Source organism: Dietzia cercidiphylli, assembly GCF_014145145.1.
Lineage (GTDB): Bacteria > Actinomycetota > Actinomycetes > Mycobacteriales > Mycobacteriaceae > Dietzia > Dietzia natronolimnaea.
In genome coordinates, this window is record NZ_JAALEA010000150.1 from 1 (window position 1) to 15,884 (window position 15,884).

The following is a 15,884-nucleotide window of genomic DNA, read 5'->3' on the forward strand; positions in this document are numbered from 1 at the left end:
CTCACCGGCAACGGGACGCTGCCCCCGCGCTACACCGCCCGGCAGGGCACGGCGCTCGGCCGCGAGGGGCGTGTGCGCATCACCGCCGGGTGCGAGGACGCCCCCGGCACCGGTATCTGGGTCACCGGCCACGTCGCCCACCTCGTCGAGGGCCGGATCCACGCCGGCCGACCAGCGGCAGGGTGACCGGTCAGCGCATCTCTCCCGCGCCCACGTACGGGTTGAGGCTGGTGGTGGGCCTGCCCTCGGCGAATCGGGAGAAGCGGCAGTCCGCCGGGTCGACACCCGACATCGTCGTCGTCCCGTCGAGCAGCAACTCCGCGACCAGCCGACCGACCGCGGGCGCCATCTTGAACCCGTGCCCGGAGAAGCCGACCGCCAGGAACAGCCCGTCTACCGGCGAGGGGCCGATCACCGGGTTGTAGTCGGGCGTGGTGTCGTACGCCCCGACGTAGCTGCCGGTGATCGTGGGGTCCGGCATGTCGGGCAGGCGGTGCATGAGCCGCTCCACGACCTTCTCGACGGTCGAGGTGTCGGCCCGGTTCGAGTAGCCGTCGGGATCGAGGTACTGCGGCGAGTGGTGGTCGGAGTTGCCGGCGAGGATCTCCCCGTTCGGCTCACGGCACAGGTACTGCAGGCCCACCAGGTCCGACAGGGTGGGCACGTGCTGCACCGGTTCACCCTGATCGACCAGCACCAACTGCGCACGCTGGGCCCGGACAGGGATGTCCAGGCCGACGGTTGCCCCGAGCTGCGGCGCCCACACGCCGGTCGCCAGGATCACCTGCTCGGCGTGGACGGTAGTGCCGTCGGCGAACTCCGCTCCGACCACCCGGTCACCGCGCCCCCGCACCAGCGCCGTGACGCGGACGCTCTGGCGCACGCGGACCCCACGCCGGCGGGCGGCGGCGCCGAAGGCCATCCCGGTCATGTACGCCTCGCCCCGACCACCGCGCGGCTCCCACGCCGCCGCCGCCACGTCGTCGACGTTCAGCCCGGGCCACAGCTCCGCCATCCGGTCCGGGGCGATGATCTCGGTTTCGATTCCCAGGCTCTGCTGCATGGCCACGTTCGCCCGGAGCGGGATCACGTTCTCCTCGCCCACGATCACGGCGTAGCCGCACTGACGGAAGGCCATGTCGTCGCCCAACAGCTCGGTCGCGTTCTCGAACACCGGGATGCTGTGCCAGCTCAGGGCCGCCATGGTGGGCGAACCGTAGTGGCAGCGGACGATGCCGCTGGACTTGCCGGTCATCCCGGAACACAGGGTGTCCTTCTCCACCACGAGCACGTCGGTCTCGCCGCGCTCGGTCAGGTTCCAGGCGATCGACAGCCCCTCGAGGCCACCGCCGATGACGAGGAACTTCACGGTGTCGGCCCGTTGAGGCGTGTCGGCCCGTTGAGCGGTGTCGGTCGGGTGCGCTGTGTCGGTCGGGTGCGCTGTGCCGGTCATGGGGATCACTCTCTCGTGGTGCGTGGTGGTCAGGACGCGTCGGTCGCGGAGGTGTCATCGCAGGTGAGCAGGTCGGCCAGGACGTCGGCCAGGGCCTCGGCGCCCCGCTCGGCGTCGGCGTCCTCCACGTGCTCCTCCGGGGAATGCGACACCCCGGAGGGGTTGCGGACGAACAGCATGGCGGTGGGGACGTGCGAGGCCAGCACACCCGCGTCGTGGCCGGCCCCCGTGGCCAGGACGGGGACGCCGGGCAGGTCGTCGAGCAGTCGGTCGCGGAACACCGGGTCGAAGGACACCGAACCGCTGAGCGACTCCTGCACGATCGTGCTCTCGCACCCCTCGTGCGCGGCGGCCATCGAGGCCGCCTCCGTGATCTCGTGGACGATCCGCGCGGTCACGGCGTCGTCGGGGTGCCGCACGTCCAGCCAGAGGTCGACCCTGGAGGCGATGACGTTGGTGCCGCCGGGGGTGGGCACGATCCGCCCTACGGTGGCCCTGGCACCCCGGTAGACGCGGGAGATCCGGCGGACGTCGAGGACGGTGCGGGAGGCCGGGATCATCGGGTCGCGGCGGTCCGCCAACAGCGTGGTGCCGGCGTGGTTGCCCTGGCCGGTGAAGGTCACCCGCCAGCGCCCGTGGCCGATGATCGACGAGGCCACCGCCACCGGGTTGCCCAGGTCGATCAGACCTCGGCCCTGTTCCACGTGGAGTTCCACGAATCGGCCGATCCGCCGCAGCGCCTCCTCGTCACGCCCCAGGCGCGCCGGATCCAGCCCGTTGGCCACGCACAGCTCGGCGTAGGTGGTGCCGTCGTCGTCGGTCAGTCCCGCGGCCGTGGCCGGGTCCATCGCCCCGGTGAGCAGCAGCGAACCCAGGCACGCCCGGCCGAACCTCGACCCCTCCTCCTCGGGGAAGACGGTGAGGGCCAGCGCCCGCCGCGGCCGCAGACCCCGGGCCCGCAGGAGGTCGACCGCCACCAACGCCGAGGCCACGCCGAGAGGGCCGTCGAAGGCCCCTCCCCCGGGCACGGAGTCCAGGTGACTGCCGGTGACGACCGCGCCCTCCAGCGGATGGCCGGCCGGATTCCACCAGGCCCAGATGATCCCGTTGCGATCGGTCTCGGTGTCCAGGCCGCGGGCGGCCGCCTCGGCCAGGAACCACTCGCGCAGCTCCACCTCGGCCGCGGAGTAGACGGGGCGGCTGTATCCGCCCCTCGTCGGGTCGGTCCCGACGCCCGCGATCGCGGACATCAGCGAGGTGACGGTGGTGGTGACCGATGTGGTCATGACGGGCTCCTCGGGGTGCGGGAGGGTGGGGACGGTACGGGGGCGCCACGGCCGCGGTGGGGCGTGGGGAACGGGGGCGCGGTGAACGGGTGCCTGGTGACGAGAAGCGACGTGAACGGGGCGCCGGAAGAGGTGGTGTCGTGAGTGGTGGTGTCGTGAGTGGTGGTGCCGCGGCTCCGCGGAACCGGGCGGGTCAGCCGTCGACGCCGTCCGGGTAGGCGGTCACCGAGAGGAACCGGATGGGTAGCTCGAGCATCGCCACCGGGCCGTGGACGCCCTCGCCGTCGAGGAGCAACGAGTCGCCCGGGCGGAGTCGGTACTCGGACTCGGCATGGTGGTAGATCATGTCGCCGGAGAGCATGTAGAGCAGCTCGGTGCCCGGGTGCTGGAAGCGGGGATGCGCCTCCGACTCGGCGGTCAGGGTCACCAGCACCGGCTCGATGCGCTTGTTGGACCCCCGCAGCGCACCGAGCAGCTCGTAGTCGTGGCCCGCCGAGGTGCCGCGGCCGACGATCGTCGCGCCCTGCCCGTCAGGGGTGAACACCGCGTCACGTCTGGTGTCCGCGCCGCGGAGCAACGAGGTCACCGGGACGTCGAGTCCGGTGGCGAGTTTGGCGAGCATGTTCAGCGAGCACGAGGTCTGCGCGTTCTCGATCTTGGACAGCATGGCCTTGGAGATGCCGATCCGCTGGGACATCTCCGCCACCCCCAGGCCCTCCGCCAGGCGCAGCCTGCGGACGTGGAAACCGATGATGCGCTCGAGATCGTTGCCGGTGGGCACGTCCTCCGGGAGCTCGCGCGGCGTCGCCTGGTGGACGACCCTCCGCACGTCATCCCGGCCGACTCCCATGCCCTCGACGGTAGTCATCGTCTCGTCCCGGTGGAAGTGGGCACCCGTCGCCGGCGCGGGCCCGGTCGCGGTCCGGTCGTCCGACACGACGGTCACCTACAGTTCCCGTCCCGCGCGGCCGGGGATCCAGTCGGTCCCGGCCAACGGCACCCGCGCCATCGCGGCGGCCTCCATCGTCAACGCCACCAGGTCGTCGGGCTCCAGGTGGGTCAGGTGGGACTTTCCGCAGGCCCGGGCGATGGTCTGCGCCTCCATCGTGAGCACGTGCAGGTAGTTGGCGAGTCGTCGACCGGCCGCCTCCGGGTCCAACCGTCGCGCCAACTCCGGATCCTGGGTGGAGATCCCGGCCGGGTCGCGGCCGTCCTGGAAGTCGTCGTAGAACCCCGCCGCCGAACCGAGTGCGCGGTACTCCTGCTCGTACCGGGGGTCGTTGTCCCCCAGCGCGATCAGCGCCGCCGTCCCGATCGCCACCGCATCCGCGCCCAGGGCCATGGCCTTGGCCACGTCCGCCCCCGAGCGGATCCCGCCGGAGACGATCAGCTGCACCTTCCGGTGCATGTCCATCTCCTGGAGGGCCTGCACGGCCTGAGGGATCGCGGCGAGGGTGGGGATGCCCACGTGCTCGATGAACACGTCCTGGGTGGCCGCGGTGCCGCCCTGCATGCCGTCCACCACGACCACGTCCGCGCCTGCTTTTACCGCGAGCTTGACGTCGTAGTAGGTGCGGGTGGCCCCGACCTTGACGTAGACGGGCTTCTCCCAGCCGGTGATCTCGCGAAGTTCGAGGATCTTGATGGCGAGGTCGTCGGGGCCCGTCCAGTCCGGGTGCCGGCAGGCCGAACGCTGGTCGATCCCCTTGGGCAGGGTCCGCATCTGCGCCACCCGGTCGGAGATCTTCTGCCCCAGGAGCATGCCGCCGCCACCGGGCTTGGCGCCCTGTCCCAGGACCACCTCGATGGCGTCGGCCTTGCGCAGGTCGACGGGGTTCATCCCGTAGCGCGAGGGCAGGTACTGGTAGACGAGCCTCGAGCTCTGGCCGCGCTCCTCCGCGGTCATCCCGCCGTCGCCGGTGGTCGTGGAGGTGCCCGCCGCGCTGGCCCCGCGACCGAGGGCCTCCTTGGCCTGCGCCGACAGGGCCCCGAAGCTCATCCCGGCGATGGTCACGGGGATGTCCAGGTGGAGGGGTTTCGAGGCGTATCGGGTGCCCAGGGTGATGTCGGTGTCGCAGCGTTCGCGGTAGCCCTCCAGCGGGTACCGGGACATCGAGGCGCCCAGGAACAGCAGGTCGTCGAAGTGCGGCACCTTGCGCTTGGCGCCCCAGCCGCGGATGTCGTAGATCCCCGTCGCGGCGGCGCGCTGGATCTCGTGGATCACCGCACGGGGGAAGGTGGCGGACTCGCGCAACGTCGGGTCGTCGGTTCCGGGTCGGATCTGCGGCGGGGACGCCTGGTCGGATCGGGTATGTCCGTCGAAGGGCATGTCGGGCTCCTGTCGGGGAGGGCGGCGGGGCGGTCAGTAGGCGGAGGCGTTGTCCACGTCAAAGCTGTAGAGGGTGCGAGCGGAGCCGTAGCGCCGGAACTCCCCGGCCGAGACCCCGGTGACGCCGGCCCGGTCGAGCAGCTCCCCGAGCTCGGTGTGGTGCTCGGGCCGCATTTCCTTTTCGACGCAGTCGGCGCCGAGGGACTCGACCCGGCCCCGCACGTAGATGTGGACCTCGTAGAGGGAATCGCCGAGGGCGTCACCGGCGTCGCCCAGGACGACCAGGCGCCCGGCCTGGCCCATGAAGCAACTCATGTGGCCGATCGAGCCGCCGACGACGATGTCCACCCCCTTCATGGAAATGCCACACCGGGCGCCGGCGTCCCCCTCGATCACCAGCAGCCCGCCGTGGGCCGTCGCCCCGGCCGACTGGGAGGCCGACCCGGTGACCCGCACCGTCCCCGACATCATGTTCTCGGCCACCCCGACCCCCACGTTCCCGTTGACCGTGACGAGGGCGCCGTCGTTCATTCCCGCGGTGTAGTACCCGGTGGGGCCGTCGATCACGACCTCGTCCGGCTTCTCCAGGCCGACCGCGAGCGCGTGCGCCCCCCTGGGACCGGTGAGCAGGTATCTGCCGGTGCCGTCGGAGTCCTGGAGGATCCGGTTGGTCTCGCGCAACCCGGTCTCCCGGACGTCGATCACGTGCGGGGCGGTGGTCGGCGCGTCGCCGAGGGGTCCGAGCTCCTGCGGTGCGAAGGCCTGTTCCGGCGTGACGGTCATCGTTCTTCCTTCCTGGTGGGGTGCTGCGGTGCTGCGGTGGTGCCGGGGGTTCAGCGGCGCCAGTGGTACACGCGGCCCGGCTCGGGCTCGTAGAGGTGCGCCTGGTCGATGCCCGGCAGGTGCGCCATCGCCCGGTACTCCGAGGCCATGGCCACGTAGCGGTCGGTCTCGGCGATCACTGCGGGCTTGCAGGCGATCGGGTCTCGCACCACCGCGAACTCCTCGGCCGTGGACACCAGGAGGGTGTAGAAGCCGTCGAGGACGCCGGCCATCTCTGCCAGTGCCTGGTCGATCTCCGCACCGCGGGCGATCTGCTCCGCCACGAAGCGAGCGGCCACCTCGGTGTCGTTGAGGGTGTCGCAGTGGATGTCGCGACGGGCCAACTCGCGGCGGACCGAGGCGTGGTTGGAGAAGGAGCCGTTGTGGACGATGCACTGGTCCGGGCCCACGGAAAAGGGATGGGATCCGGCCGGGGTGACGGCGGACTCGGTGGCCATGCGGGTGTGCCCCACGCCCTGCCATCCGGATGCCCCCGGTAGGCCGAAACCCGCGGCGAGCTCCAGTGGCAGGCCGACGCCCTTGAGGACGGCGAGCTCGCTGCCCAGGCCCACCAGGACCGCCTCCGGAACGGCCGTGCGGACGGCGGAGGCCAGGGTCTCGGGGTCGGTCCCGGCGGACAGGAGCACGGTGGCGCCCAGCTCCCGGCCCGACACCTCGCAGCCCAGGTGGGTGCCGACACGCGAGGCCAGCGCCGGCGCGTCGACGCCGTCGGCCAGCACGGTGACGGTGGCCGAGCCGGCCGGGGTCCAGTCGGGGTTGCCGTAGACGGCGACGCCGGCCGAGTCCGAACCGCGGTCGGTCATCTCGCCGAGCATGGTGGTGAGCAGGTCTCCGAGCCGTGGTTCGAGCTCCGGGTCGCGCAGGTGGAGTCCGACGATGCCGCACATGGGGTTCTCCTGGTGTTGTCGGGTTGAGGGGGTGGAACCGGGCGGCCGGAAGGCCGCGGTCACGCGTCAGAGCGCGGTCAGGTACTCGTCGATCTCCCACTGGGTGACGGTGTTGTGCCAGGAGATGAACTCCTCGCGTTTGAGGTCGGCGTAGTACGCGGCCACCCCGTCCCCACCAATGTCCAGCGCGGCGCGGACGACGTCGTCCCGGCCCATCTCCTCCACGGCGTGCAGCAGGGTCGGCGGCAGGGTGTGGGTGGCCTCGCCGACCGTGGCCGGTACGCCGGGATCGAGTTCCCGCCGCACGCCGTCGAGGCCGGCGGCCAGTTGCACCGCCACGGCCAGGTAGGGGTTGGCCGAGCCGTCGCCGCCGCGGAGCTCGACGCGATTGCCGTCGGGGACGCGCAGGTAGTGGGTGCGGTCGTTGCCGCCGTAGGTGGCGTCGGTGGGCGACCACGTGGCCCCCGACGCGGTCGTGCGCGCCCCAATACGTTTGTAGGAGTTGATGGTGGGGCACAGCACCGCGTGCATGCCGGCGGCGTGGGTGAGGACGCCCGCGATGAACGAGTACGCGGTGGGCGAGAGCCCCAGTCCGTACCGGTCGTCGCCGACCGCGGGGAACACCGGGTGTCCGTCGCGCCAGAGGGACATGTGCAGGTGCATCCCCGATCCGGTGCGGTCGGAGAACGGCTTGGGCATGAAGGTGGCGATCATGTCCCGCTGTTCGGCCAGCATGGAGATGATGTAGCGCAGCGTCATGACCCTGTCGGCGGTGACCATCGCCTCGTCGTAGGCGAAGTTCTGCTCGAACTGCCCGTTGCCGTCCTCGTGGTCGTTGGCGTAGTTGGCCCAGCCGAGCACGTTCATCGCGTCCGAGACCCCGGCGAGGTGCTCGAACATCCGCGTCACGCCCCGGGCGTCGTAGCACGGGTGGGACTCGTCGTCCTTGGGATCGGCGGTGCACAGCGACCCGTCGGCGTTCTTGCGGACCAGGAAATACTCGACCTCCGCCCCGACCTTGAGCTCGAGACCGTCGGTCGCGGCGTCCGCGAGCATCCGTCCCAGGATGACGCGCGGCGCGAAGCGCCACGGCTCCCCGCTCACCCAGGGGTCGCAGTGCACCAGGGCCAGTCCGGGTTTGATGAAGTCGAGGGTGGTGAAGGAGCGGGGGTCGGGGACGACGAGGAGGTCGGGGTCCCTGGGCTGTTGGCCGATCGCGTCGGCGGCGTACCCGGCGAAGCCCAGCTCCCCGGCCTCCAGTTGGTCGACCGCGGAGGCCGGGACGAGCTTGGCGCACGGCTTGCCCCGGAGGTTGGTGAACACGGCCAGGACGAATCGCGTCCCGGTGTCCGCGACCATCCGGGCGAGGGTGCCGGGCGCGCTCTCGGCCTCCCGGGCGGCGTCGAGCGTCGGGAACGACGACCGCCTGCTCTCGCCGTTCGCACGGTCGGCGACCCCGACGGAGGGGTCTGCGGTGACTGTCATGACGTCTCCTGATCCGAGGGTTTCTGCGTGGTGGTCATAATGTACTGCTGTTAAACCTGCGGCTGGTTACCGCGATGTAACGGGATTCGGCAGGCGAAAAGCCGCGTCTAACTGCGTACTTCGCTGCGTTCTCGACTCAGGGCGCGGTTCGCCCCCGCGGCGGTAACCGAATGGAAACGATCGCGGTACCTGCCAGTAAGCAACACCGGATCACACTGTGAAACGCACGGTCCCCACGTCGCCCCGCCCGGGAGTGGCCTCACAGAGAAGAGAGAAACATGGACGTAGCCATAGCGGCGGCCGACACCGCCTGGGTGCTCGCGGCCATGGTCGCGGTGGCCTTCATGGTCCCCGGCCTGGCCCTGTTCTACGGCGGCATGGTCAGCATCCGCAGCACGCTCAACATGATGATGATGACGATCGGCGCGGTCGCCGTGATGGCCGTGCTGTGGGTCCTCTTCGGCTACTCGCTGACCTTCGGCGACTCGGTCGGGGGCGCCGGTGTGCTGGGCGATCCGCTCGAGTACCTGGGCCTGAGGGGCATCATGGCCGAGCCCGAGACGCCAGGCCTGCCGCCCGCCCTGTTCGCCGGGTTCCTCCTGCTCTTCGCGGGGATCACCGTCGCCCTCGTGGCCGGCGGGGTGGCGGACCGTATGCGCTTCTCCACCTGGCTGGTCTTCGCCATCGTGTGGCCGGTACTGGTGTTCTTCCCCGTGGCCCACTGGGTGTTCGCCTTCGACTCCGACGACGGGTCGGTCACGGGTGGGTGGATCGCCAACAACCTGGGGGCCATCGACCTCGCGGGCGGCACCGCCATCCACATCAACGCCGGTGTCGCGACGCTCGCGCTGGTGCTCGTGCTCGGTCGACGAGCCGGCTTCCCCACGATCAGCAGACCGCACAGCGTTCCCCTGACGTTCCTCGGCGCCGGCATGCTGTTCGCCGGCTGGATCGGCTTCAACGCCGGCTCCGCCGTCGCCGCGGGCAACACGGCTGCGGTGGCCGCGCTCAACACCGTGGTCGCCGGACTGTGTGGCGCGCTGGCCTGGATGATCACCGAGCAGGTCCGCGCCAAGCACCCCACGACTCTGGGAGTGGCCTCCGGGCTCGTGGCCGGTCTGGTGGGCATCACCCCGGCCGCCGCCGCGGTCAGCCCGCTCGGTGCCATCGCGATCGGCCTGATCTGCGGCGTGGTCTGCCACTACGCGGTGGGCCTGAAGTACCGCCTCGGCTACGACGACTCGCTCGACGTGGCCGGGCTACACATGGTCGCGGGCATCATCGGCACGCTGCTCATCGGTGTGATCGCCGATCCCGCCTCCCCCGTCGGCGAGGCCGGACTGCTGTTCGGCGGCGGGTTCGGGCAGCTCGGGGCCCAGGCCCTGGCCACGGCGGCGGTGCTGGCCTACTCCTTCACCGTCACGCTGCTCATCGCCTTCGTCCTGGACAAGACGATGGGCCTGCGGGTCACCGAGGAGGACGAGCGGGAGGGCCTGGACAAGGCCTACCACCGCGAGATGGCCTACTTCCAGGACGCCCTCGAGGGCGATGGGCTCGGCACCGACGCCGTGGTCGTCACAGGGAAAGAGGAGCCGGAGGCGGCCACCGCGGCCCCGCCCACCTCCTCGACCTAGTCAACCTGATCGACCGTTCCACCCGAACAGTGACGAGGAGGCGGTCCCGCGTGGGACCGCCTCCTCGTCGTCGTACCGGGTTATCCGGCCGGTTCTAGCGGCCCACCCCGACCGGCTGCTCCTTGAGCGCGCCCAGGATGTCGTCGACACGGTCCTTGGCGTCGCCGAACAGCATCTGCGTGTTGTCGCGGAAGAACAACGGGTTCTGCACGCCGGCGTATCCGGCGGCCATGGACCGCTTGAACACGACCACATCGGCGGCCTCCCACACGTGGAGCACGGGCATGCCGGCGATCGGGCTGCCCGGGTCCTCGGCGGCGTCCGGGTTGACGGTGTCGTTGGCGCCGATCACCAGGACCACGTCGGTGTCGGCGAAGTCGTCGTTGATCTCGTCGAGCTCGAACACGATGTCGTACGGCACCTTGGCCTCGGCGAGCAGCACGTTCATGTGCCCGGGCAGACGACCGGCGACGGGGTGCACGGCGAAGCGGACGTCGACGCCCCGCTCGCGCAGGGTGCGGGTGAGATCTGCGACGGGGTACTGCGCCTGCGCCACGGCCATGCCGTAGCCCGGGGCGATGATCACCTTCGAGGCGCCCGCCAGCAGCTCGGCGGCGCCGGCGACGTCGATCTCGCTGTGCTCCCCGTGGTCCTTGCCCTCGCCCGAGGCGGCCTCGATGCCGAAGCCCCCCAGGATGACGGAGAAGAACGACCGGTTCATGGCCTTGCACATGATGTAGGACAGGTAGGCGCCCGACGAGCCGACCAGTGCGCCGGTGACGATGAGCAGGTCGTTGCCGAGCAGGAAGCCCGTCGCGGCGGCGGCCCACCCGGAGTACGAGTTGAGCATCGAGACCACGACCGGCATGTCGCCGCCGCCGATGCTTGCCACGAGGTGCCAGCCCAGGGCCAGCGCCAGCACCGTGACCAGCGCGAGCATCCACAGTGCCGGGCTGATGACGAACGCCGCGGTGAGCGCGATGAACGCCACCAGGATCCCGGCGTTGATGAGGTTCTTGCCCGGCAGCACCAGCGGCGCGGACTTCATCTTCCCCGAGAGCTTGAGGTAGGCCACGATCGAGCCGGTGAAGGTGATGGCGCCGATGAACACGCCGATGAACACCTCCGCGTGGTGGATGTCCAGCAGCGAGCCGGTGAGCTCACCGTGCAGTTCGGGCTCGAGGTAACCGTTCCAGCCCACCAGCACCGCGGCCAGGCCCACGAAGGAGTGGAGCAGGGCGATCAGCTCGGGCATCTCGGTCATCTGCACCCGGCGGGCGCGCAGCAGCCCGAGGGTCGCGCCGATCAGCACCGCCACCACCATGAGGACGATCCCGATGGTGGCGGGCTGGTGGTCGATCACCAGCGCGACGGTGGCCAGGAGCGCCAGCGCCATGCCGGCGATGCCGAAGCTCAGGCCCCGACGGGCGGTCTCGTGCTTGGACAGGCCGGCCAGGGACATGATGAACAGCAGCGCGGCGACGAGGTAGGCCGCGTTGGCGGCGGTCACGAGTGACATCTACTCAGGCTCCCTTCGAGAACATGCCGAGCATGCGGCGCGTCACGGCGAAGCCGCCGAAGACGTTGATGGACGCGACGAGGATCGCGATGGTGGCCAGGACCAGGCCGGCGGTGTTGTCGATCCCGATCTGCAGGAGCGCGCCCACGACGATCACACCGGAGATCGCGTTGGTCACCGACATGAGCGGTGTGTGCAGCGCGTGGTGGACGTTGCCGATCACGTAGTAGCCGATCACGATCGCCAGGACGAACACGGTGATGTGGCGCGGGATGTCACCCGGCGCGACGGCCGTGAGCAGGAGTAGCACCGCCATGCCCACGGCGATCAGTCCGAGCCTGGCGCCGGGAGACATCTTCTTCTTCTCCGCGCGCGGCTCGAGCGGAGCGGCAGCCGCCGCCGCGGGGGCGGCGCTGACCTGAACCGGCGGGGGCGGCCACATGACCTCGCCGCCCTTGGCCACGGTCACCCCGCGTTGGACGACGTCGTCCAGATCCAGCGCCCACCGACCGTCCTTCTCCGGGGTGACGAGCTTGGTGAGGTTGACCAGGTTGGTGCCGTACAACTGCGATGCCTGTGCGGGCAGGCGCCCGGCGAGATCGGTGTACCCGATGATCGTCACGCCGTTCTCGGTCACCACGACCTCGTCGGCGACGCTGCCCTCGACGTTGCCGCCCTGGGCGGCGGCCATGTCCACGATGACCGAGCCGCGCTTCATCGACGCCACATCCGCGGCGGTGAGCAGGCGCGGGGCCGCCCGGCCCGGGATCAGCGCGGTGGTGATGACAATGTCCACGTCGGCCGCCTGGGCCGAGTACAGGGCCGCGGCGGCGCGGTCGTAGGCCTCGCTGGTGGCCTTGGCGTAGCCGTCCGTGGAGACGACCTTCTCCTCGTCCGGGACCTCGACGGGCAGGTATTCGCCGCCGATCGACCCCACCTGGTCGGCCACCTCGGGCCGCGGATCGGTGGCGCGGACGATCGCCCCGAGGCTGCTGGCCGCACCGATCGCCGCCAGACCGGCGACCCCAGCCCCGGCCACCAGCACCTTGGCCGGCGGGACCTTGCCCGCCGCGGTGACCTGTCCGGTGAAGAACCGGCCGAAGTGGTGGGCGGCCTCGATCACGGCGCGGTAGCCGGCGATGTTGGCCATGGAGCTGAGCACGTCCATCGACTGGGCCCGGGAGATCCGCGGGACCGCGTCCATCGCCAGTGCGGTGACCCCGCGCTCGGCCAGGACGGACAGCAACCGCTCGTTCTGGGCGGGCGCCAGGAGTCCCACGAGGGTCGCACCGGACCGCATCCGGGCCACCTCGGACTCCGTGGGCACCGCGACCTTCAACACGACGTCGCTCGACCAGGCCTCGTCACCCTCCACCAGGTCGGCACCCGACTCGGCGTAGGCCGCGTCCGAGAATTCGGCGCGCGTTCCCGCCCCGTTCTCCACCACGACCCGGTACCCCAGGCCGATCAGCTTGGCGACGGTCGCCGGGGTGGCGGCCACCCGCCTCTCCGCGGGATCGGACTCGGCGACCACGCCGATCACCGAGGGGGCGTCCGCGGTGTCCCGGATGTCGGTCTCCGGGGTCATATCGGGGATCTCTTCGAGGCTCGAGGCCATGTGGGGGTTCCTTCGACAGCGTTGTGGAGAGCCGACGCGCGTGCACCGACCCAGACAATGTCCGTTCATTACATCGTGTTCGGGACCCGGGGTGGGATCGTCCGCTGATCGCGTCGGGCACCGATGGGGATCCGAGCTGTGGGATGCGGGCTCACGGGTGGCGCGGGCGAGAGGGTGATCTCTGCTCCGTCCACCATGAGGACGTTGCTCTCCGGTCCGTCGGCATGGTGGCGCCGACCTCCGGGAGAACTTCCGCGTGAGCCTACGTCACGCCGATTATTGAACCCGATTCAGGTGACGTGTGCAACGCCCGCGCCCCACTCCCCGGCCCGAAATGCGAAGAGCCGGCCTCTCGGCCGGCTCACGGGTGCACCCTCGGCTGCACTCGGCTGGTGGGCGAAGGGGGACTTGAACCCCCACGTCCCGAAGGACACTGGCACCTGAAGCCAGCGCGTCTGCCATTCCGCCACTCGCCCGAGTAACGCCCGAATACGTTAACACGCGCCACACCGGCCGTACCAATCCGCTGGTGGAGCCTCACCCCGCGACCTCCGGGGATGCGGGACACGTGCTTCGGGCCGCCCCCGCCTCTATGATCGACCGGATGCCGCCGACACGCGCGGCGGCCGGACGTCCGGACACGTACCAGGGAAGAGGAGGCGCTCGTGGGAATCGTCGGCAAGTTCGAACGCACACTCCAGGGCGCGGTCGGGGACGCCTTCGCCCGTCTCTTCGGCGGCAAGGTGGTGGCGGCCGAGGTGGAGGCGCAGCTGCGGAAGCAGTCCGAGGCCTCTCTCAAGGTGGTCGACGGTCACCTGCTGGTCTCCAACAGCTACACCATCACCCTCGCCCGGTCGGACTACGCGTCCTTCACGGAGGACGAGGCCCTGGCCGTCAAGACCTTCTCGCGCCACCTCTCGGACCACATCGCCGAGCAGGGGTGGGAGACCTACGGCCCCGTCACCGTCACCTTCGTCGAACGCGACGACCTCCACACCGGGCAGATGCGGATCAACGGGGTCGTGGACCCCGACGCCGTCCCGTTCCACATCTCGGCCGCCGCGCCGGCACCGGCACCGGGCCATCCGGCTCCGTCGTCGCCGTCCCCCGCGTCGCCGAGCGCCAGTCAGGAGAAGAACCCCATGCAGGCACCCGCCTCCAACTACCCCGTCGCCACGCGGTCCGGGTCCGCCGGCCAGAACACCGGCTGGGGTGGTCCGTCCGACGCCCCCACGCAGATCACCCAGGGTCGCGCCTCGCTCACGGTGACGCTGCACCTCGAGGACGGTTCCGGGCGCACCTTCCGCCTCCAGCGCGGGTCCAACCTGCTCGGACGCGGCCAGGACGCGGCCTTCCGCCTCCCGGACACCGGGGTGTCCCGGCAGCACGCGGACATCCGGTTCGACGGCCGCGAGGCGGTCCTCACCGACCTCGGCTCCACCAACGGGACCACGGTCAACGAGGGCCCGGTGCAGGACTGGCAGCTGGCGGACGGCGACGTCATCCGCGTCGGACACTCGGAGATAACCGTCCGGTTCGACTAGCCTCGACAGGCATGGACCCCCGGGAACCTCCAGGGGCGATCACACGTTGCCCGAGGTGACCTGACCGGAGAGGGGAGGACCGAACTCGTGCAGGGACTCGTCCTACAACTCTCGCGTGGCCTCCTCCTGGTGCTGTTGTGGCTGTTCATCTACCTCGTCCTGCGGGCGCTGAAGACCGACGTCTTCGGCAACGTCGGGATGCGGTCGGGCGGCCAGGGTGAGCGCCGGGGCGGCTTCCTCGGCCGCGGCACCAAGGCGATCCGCCACCTCGTCGTCACCCAGGGCGCCCTCGCCGGGACGCGCATCACGCTGTCCGAACAGCCGGTCCTGCTCGGCCGGGCCGACTCGTGCACCCTGGTGATCGACGACGACTACGCATCCAACCAACACGCCAGGCTGTCGCCCCACGGGCCGGACTGGTTCCTGGAGGACCTCGGTTCGACCAACGGCACCTATCTGGACAGGACGCGGGTGACGACCCCGGTCAAGGTGGCCGCCGGCACGCCGATCCGGATCGGCAAGACCGTGATCGAGCTGCGCGCGTGACCCCCGCGCTCAGTTACGCCGCCCGCTCCCACACGGGGATGGTGCGGGACAACAACGAGGACTCCGCGTACGCCGCGCCCCGGGTCCTCGTGCTGGCCGACGGCATGGGTGGCCACGCCGCGGGCGAGTTGGCCAGCCAGATCATGGTCGCGACCCTGGCCAAGCTCGACGAGGACCAACCGGGGTCGGACCTCGCCGGCGCGCTCAGCCGGGCAATGCACGAGGGCAACCAGGCGATCGCCGCGCACGTCGAGGCGCATCCCGAGGCCGAGGGCATGGGCTGCACCCTCACCGCCCTGCTCTTCGACGGCCGGCGCATGGGACTGCTCCACGTCGGCGACTCGCGCGCCTACCTGCTCCGCGACGACGTCCTCACGCAGATCACCAAGGACGACACCTTCGTCCAGTCGCTCGTCGACCGCGGCGAGCTCACCGCCGAGGAAGCGCACGTGCACCCGCGGCGCTCGCTCATCCTCAAGGCGCTCACCGGAGATCCCGTCGAGCCCACCACCGCCGTCCGGGAGGCACGGGTCGGCGACCGCTACCTGCTGTGCTCGGACGGCCTGTCCGACCCGGTGAGCGCCGAGACCATCGCCGAGACCCTCGGGACCGGGTCCGCCGACGCCGCCGCCGAGCGGCTCGTCCAGCTCGCGCTGCGGTCCGGTGGCCCCGACAACGTCACGGTCGTGGTGGCGGACGTCGTGGACTCCCCCCGCGGCGGCACGGTCGTGCCCGTGGTC

The 15,884-nt window shown here is 70.8% G+C and carries 13 protein-coding genes, 1 tRNA gene and 1 pseudogene; 5 read left to right on the forward strand and 10 right to left on the reverse strand.

The features are described 5' to 3' along the window. A pseudogene (locus G6028_RS06080) lies at positions 1–186 on the forward strand (phenazine biosynthesis protein PhzF); the annotation flags it as partial. A 4-nt stretch (positions 187–190) separates the two neighbouring features. Here the strand turns inward: G6028_RS06080 and G6028_RS06085 are convergent. From G6028_RS06085 to glnT, 7 genes are all read right to left on the reverse strand, one after another. After that, positions 191–1,453, reverse strand: a complete 1,263-nt coding sequence (locus G6028_RS06085; RefSeq protein WP_241730582.1) for an NAD(P)/FAD-dependent oxidoreductase — start codon at positions 1,451–1,453, stop codon at positions 191–193. Between the two features lie 29 nt (positions 1,454–1,482). Then, positions 1,483–2,739, reverse strand: coding sequence for an allantoate amidohydrolase (locus G6028_RS06090; protein WP_182658337.1), 1,257 nt, complete (start codon positions 2,737–2,739; stop codon positions 1,483–1,485). 193 nt (positions 2,740–2,932) lie between these two features. Further along, a complete protein-coding gene (locus tag G6028_RS06095; RefSeq protein ID WP_182658344.1) occupies positions 2,933–3,589 on the reverse strand; it encodes a helix-turn-helix domain-containing protein in 657 nt (218 codons plus the stop codon). 96 nt (positions 3,590–3,685) lie between these two features. Further along, positions 3,686–5,068 (reverse strand): FMN-binding glutamate synthase family protein, encoded by a 1,383-nt coding sequence (locus tag G6028_RS06100; RefSeq protein WP_241730583.1) that lies wholly within the window; start codon positions 5,066–5,068, stop codon positions 3,686–3,688. Between the two features lie 33 nt (positions 5,069–5,101). After that, positions 5,102–5,851 (reverse strand): GltB/FmdC/FwdC-like GXGXG domain-containing protein, encoded by a 750-nt coding sequence (locus G6028_RS06105; protein WP_182658338.1) that lies wholly within the window; start codon positions 5,849–5,851, stop codon positions 5,102–5,104. A 50-nt stretch (positions 5,852–5,901) separates the two neighbouring features. Beyond that, on the reverse strand, positions 5,902–6,798 hold the full coding sequence (locus G6028_RS06110; RefSeq protein WP_182658339.1) for a class II glutamine amidotransferase domain-containing protein: 897 nt from the start codon (positions 6,796–6,798) through the stop codon (positions 5,902–5,904). Between the two features lie 66 nt (positions 6,799–6,864). Then, entirely contained in the window at positions 6,865–8,157 is a 1,293-nt protein-coding gene (gene glnT / locus G6028_RS06115) for a type III glutamate--ammonia ligase (protein ID WP_241730584.1), read from the reverse strand. Positions 8,158–8,561: 404 nt separating this feature from the next. Between glnT and G6028_RS06120 the strand changes: the two genes are divergently transcribed. Beyond that, the gene (locus G6028_RS06120) at positions 8,562–9,917 is read left to right on the forward strand and encodes an ammonium transporter (RefSeq protein WP_182658341.1); all 1,356 of its coding nucleotides are present in this window, start codon (positions 8,562–8,564) and stop codon (positions 9,915–9,917) included. A 94-nt stretch (positions 9,918–10,011) separates the two neighbouring features. Here G6028_RS06120 and pntB read toward each other — a convergent pair whose 3' ends face one another. The 3 genes from pntB to G6028_RS06135 all read right to left on the reverse strand — a co-directional run bounded on the left by pntB (position 10,012) and on the right by G6028_RS06135 (position 13,530). After that, entirely contained in the window at positions 10,012–11,436 is a 1,425-nt protein-coding gene (gene pntB / locus G6028_RS06125) for a Re/Si-specific NAD(P)(+) transhydrogenase subunit beta (protein ID WP_179524038.1), read from the reverse strand. Between the two features lie 4 nt (positions 11,437–11,440). Continuing rightward, a complete protein-coding gene (locus tag G6028_RS06130) occupies positions 11,441–13,024 on the reverse strand; it encodes a Re/Si-specific NAD(P)(+) transhydrogenase subunit alpha (protein WP_182615856.1) in 1,584 nt (527 codons plus the stop codon). A gap of 420 nt (positions 13,025–13,444) precedes the next feature. After that, a tRNA-Leu gene (locus G6028_RS06135) sits at positions 13,445–13,530 on the reverse strand. A gap of 189 nt (positions 13,531–13,719) precedes the next feature. Here G6028_RS06135 and G6028_RS18025 point away from each other — a divergent pair. From G6028_RS18025 to G6028_RS06150, 3 genes are all read left to right on the forward strand, one after another. Further along, positions 13,720–14,598 carry a DUF3662 and FHA domain-containing protein gene (locus G6028_RS18025; RefSeq protein WP_179524037.1) on the forward strand — a complete coding sequence of 293 codons (879 nt, stop codon included), beginning with the start codon at positions 13,720–13,722 and terminating at the stop codon, positions 14,596–14,598. 87 nt (positions 14,599–14,685) lie between these two features. Continuing rightward, positions 14,686–15,144, forward strand: a complete 459-nt coding sequence (locus G6028_RS06145; RefSeq protein ID WP_107747200.1) for an FHA domain-containing protein FhaB/FipA — start codon at positions 14,686–14,688, stop codon at positions 15,142–15,144. Continuing rightward, on the forward strand, positions 15,141–15,884 hold a 744-nt coding region (locus tag G6028_RS06150; RefSeq protein WP_182658342.1), incomplete at its 3' end, for a protein phosphatase 2C domain-containing protein. The genes G6028_RS06145 and G6028_RS06150, both read left to right, overlap by 4 nt.

Coding starts and splice junctions, on each gene's coding strand:
- G6028_RS06110 (WP_182658339.1), bottom strand. CDS start 6,798: ATGTGCGGCATCGTCGGACTCCACCTGCGCGACCCGGAGCTCGAACCA.
- G6028_RS06090 (WP_182658337.1), bottom strand. CDS start 2,739: ATGACCACATCGGTCACCACCACCGTCACCTCGCTGATGTCCGCGATC.
- G6028_RS06100 (WP_241730583.1), bottom strand. CDS start 5,068: ATGCCCTTCGACGGACATACCCGATCCGACCAGGCGTCCCCGCCGCAG.
- pntB (WP_179524038.1), bottom strand. CDS start 11,436: ATGTCACTCGTGACCGCCGCCAACGCGGCCTACCTCGTCGCCGCGCTG.
- glnT (WP_241730584.1), bottom strand. CDS start 8,157: ATGGTCGCGGACACCGGGACGCGATTCGTCCTGGCCGTGTTCACCAAC.
- G6028_RS06095 (WP_182658344.1), bottom strand. CDS start 3,589: ATGGGAGTCGGCCGGGATGACGTGCGGAGGGTCGTCCACCAGGCGACG.
- G6028_RS06120 (WP_182658341.1), top strand. CDS start 8,562: ATGGACGTAGCCATAGCGGCGGCCGACACCGCCTGGGTGCTCGCGGCC.
- G6028_RS06130 (WP_182615856.1), bottom strand. CDS start 13,024: ATGACCCCGGAGACCGACATCCGGGACACCGCGGACGCCCCCTCGGTG.
- G6028_RS06085 (WP_241730582.1), bottom strand. CDS start 1,453: ATGACCGGCACAGCGCACCCGACCGACACAGCGCACCCGACCGACACC.
- G6028_RS06105 (WP_182658338.1), bottom strand. CDS start 5,851: ATGACCGTCACGCCGGAACAGGCCTTCGCACCGCAGGAGCTCGGACCC.